Below are 2,209 nucleotides of genomic sequence, written 5' to 3' on the forward strand. Positions count from 1 at the left end.
AGACGGGTGCGACGGGCAGTCCGGACGTGATCTACCTGCCGGTGCGTCCGGGGTGCGAGTTCCAGCCGTACCAGTACGTGGTGAAGACGGGCGGCGTCCGCGGCTGACGCGGCACCGCACGGGCTGGAGCAGGAAGGGGGGCGTCCTTCGGGGCGCCCCCTCGTTTTTAGTGCGAAGTGCGACGTGCGAAGTGCGAAGTGCGACGGAAGACCGCCGCTGCCCGCGCCCGGCTTCCTCCGTACCTCGTACTCCGTACTCCGTACCTTCGCACTCACGCACTTTCGCACTTTCGCACTCGCCGTTTAAGATGTCCCCCGCTCACTCAACCCACCCCCGACCGGCACGGGCATGGACGCGCAACGAAGCGGGGCCGAGGCGCTCAAGCGCAGGGCGGCGGAGGCGGCCGCCGAGTGGATCGACGACGGGATGGTGCTGGGGCTCGGCACCGGCTCCACGGTGCGCCACCTCCTGGACGTGATCGCCGAGCGGCGCGCCGCGGGCGAGTGGCAGGCCATCGTGGGGGTGCCCACCTCGGTCGACACCGAGCAGCGCGCCCGCCGGCTGGGGATCCCCCTGGCCACCCTCGCCGAGCAGCCGCAGCTCGACCTCACCGTCGACGGCGCCGACGAGGTGGACCCGCAGCTCAACCTGATCAAGGGCCTGGGCGGCGCGCTCCTGCGCGAGAAGATCGTGGCCTCGGCCAGCGAGGCGCTGGTGATCGTGGCCGACGCCTCGAAGGTGGTGGAGCGCCTGGGGACGCGCGCGCCGCTTCCCGTGGAGGTGGACCCCTACGGCGAGCCGGTGCTCGAGCGCTTCCTGCGCTTCATCGGCGCCGAGCCCGTGCTGCGCCGGGGCGGGGACGGCGCGCCGTTCGTCACCGACGGCGGGCACCACATCCTCGACTGCCGCTTCCCCGACGGCATCGCCGACCCGAAGGCGCTGGAGGCCACCCTCTCGCGCCGCGCGGGCGTCCTGGAGACGGGGCTCTTCCTGGGGATGGCCACGGCGGCCGTGATCGCGCGCGAGGACGGGGTGGAGGTGCGGCACGCGGGAGCCGCGCGGTGAGCCGGGTGAAGATCGCGCCCTCCATCCTCTCCGCCGACTTCACCCGCCTGGGCGAGCAGGTCCGCGAGGCCGAGACGGGCGGCGCCGACTGGATCCACGTCGACGTGATGGACGGGCACTTCGTCCCCAACCTCACCATCGGCCCGCTGGTCGCCGCCGCGGCGAAGCGCTCGACCGGGCTGCCGATCGACGTGCACCTGATGATCGAGAAGCCGGAGCGCTACCTGGAGGCGTTCGCGAAGGCCGGCGCCGACTACCTGACGGTGCACGTGGAGACCAGCCCCCACCTGCACCGCACCGTGCAGGCGATCCGCGAGCTGGGGGTGAAGCCGGGCGTCACCCTGAACCCCGCCACGCCGGCCGAGGCGCTCGCCGAGATCCTCCCCTACGTGGACCTGGTGCTGGTGATGTCGGTGAACCCCGGCTTCGGCGGGCAGTCGTACATCCCCACCAGCACGGCGAAGGTCGCCAGGCTGCGCCGCATGCTCGACGAGCGGGGGCTCTCGCACGTGGAACTGGAGGTGGACGGCGGCGTGGCGCCCGACACCGTCGGCGAGGTGGTGCGCGCCGGGGCCACGGCGCTCGTCGCGGGCTCGGCGGTGTACAACGCGAAGGCCTCCGTCGCCGAGAACCTCCGCCGCCTCCGCGAGGCGATCGACGCCGCCGGCGGCTCCTGAGGGCGATCGCGCACCTCGCACCTCGCACCTCGCTCTTCGCACTCCGGAAGGTGGACCGCTCCGCCGGAGCCGTTTATCTTTCGTCGTCCGTTCCCGCCGGGATGGTGAAATCGGTAGACACAAGAGACTTAAAATCTCTCGGGCTTCGGCCCGTGCGGGTTCGAGTCCCGCTCCCGGCACTCGCGAGCCCCATCGTCCTTCCAGGCGGTGGGGCTCGCGTCTTTTAATGATCCTGACATCTTCCGCGGAGTTTATCCGCGGAAGGGGACTCACACGGAGTCAACGGAGTCAACAGAGGATCCCGCAGTTCTCCGTTAACTCCGTTGACTCCGTGTGATACCACGTTTCCGAGCATTGTTCTGGTTCGCGAGAAACAGATTGGCATCACACAGAGGACACGGAGGACACGGAGAGAACTTCAATCTCTCCGCTGTTCCTCTGTGTTCTCTGTGCCCTCTGTGTGAGAC

2 protein-coding genes and 1 tRNA gene are annotated in these 2,209 nt (G+C 70.0%); all 3 read left to right on the top strand.

Translation table 11 applies throughout. The features are described from left to right. Positions 1-348 precede the first annotated feature (348 nt). The 3 genes from rpiA (at position 349) to VF746_22205 (ending at position 1,921) form a co-directional block, all read left to right on the top strand. Entirely contained in the window at positions 349-1,065 is a 717-nt protein-coding gene (gene rpiA / locus VF746_22195; protein HEX8695140.1) for a ribose-5-phosphate isomerase RpiA, read from the top strand. Next, positions 1,062-1,742 (top strand): ribulose-phosphate 3-epimerase, encoded by a 681-nt coding sequence (rpe, locus tag VF746_22200; GenBank protein ID HEX8695141.1) that lies wholly within the window; start codon positions 1,062-1,064, stop codon positions 1,740-1,742. Before rpiA ends, rpe begins: the two co-directional genes overlap by 4 nt. Positions 1,743-1,837: 95 nt before the next feature. Next, positions 1,838-1,921 (top strand) — tRNA-Leu (locus tag VF746_22205). Positions 1,922-2,209: the final 288 nt, after the last annotated feature.

It is taken from the genome of Longimicrobium sp. (assembly GCA_036389795.1).
In the GTDB taxonomy this organism is placed as follows: Bacteria; Gemmatimonadota; Gemmatimonadetes; order Longimicrobiales; family Longimicrobiaceae; genus Longimicrobium.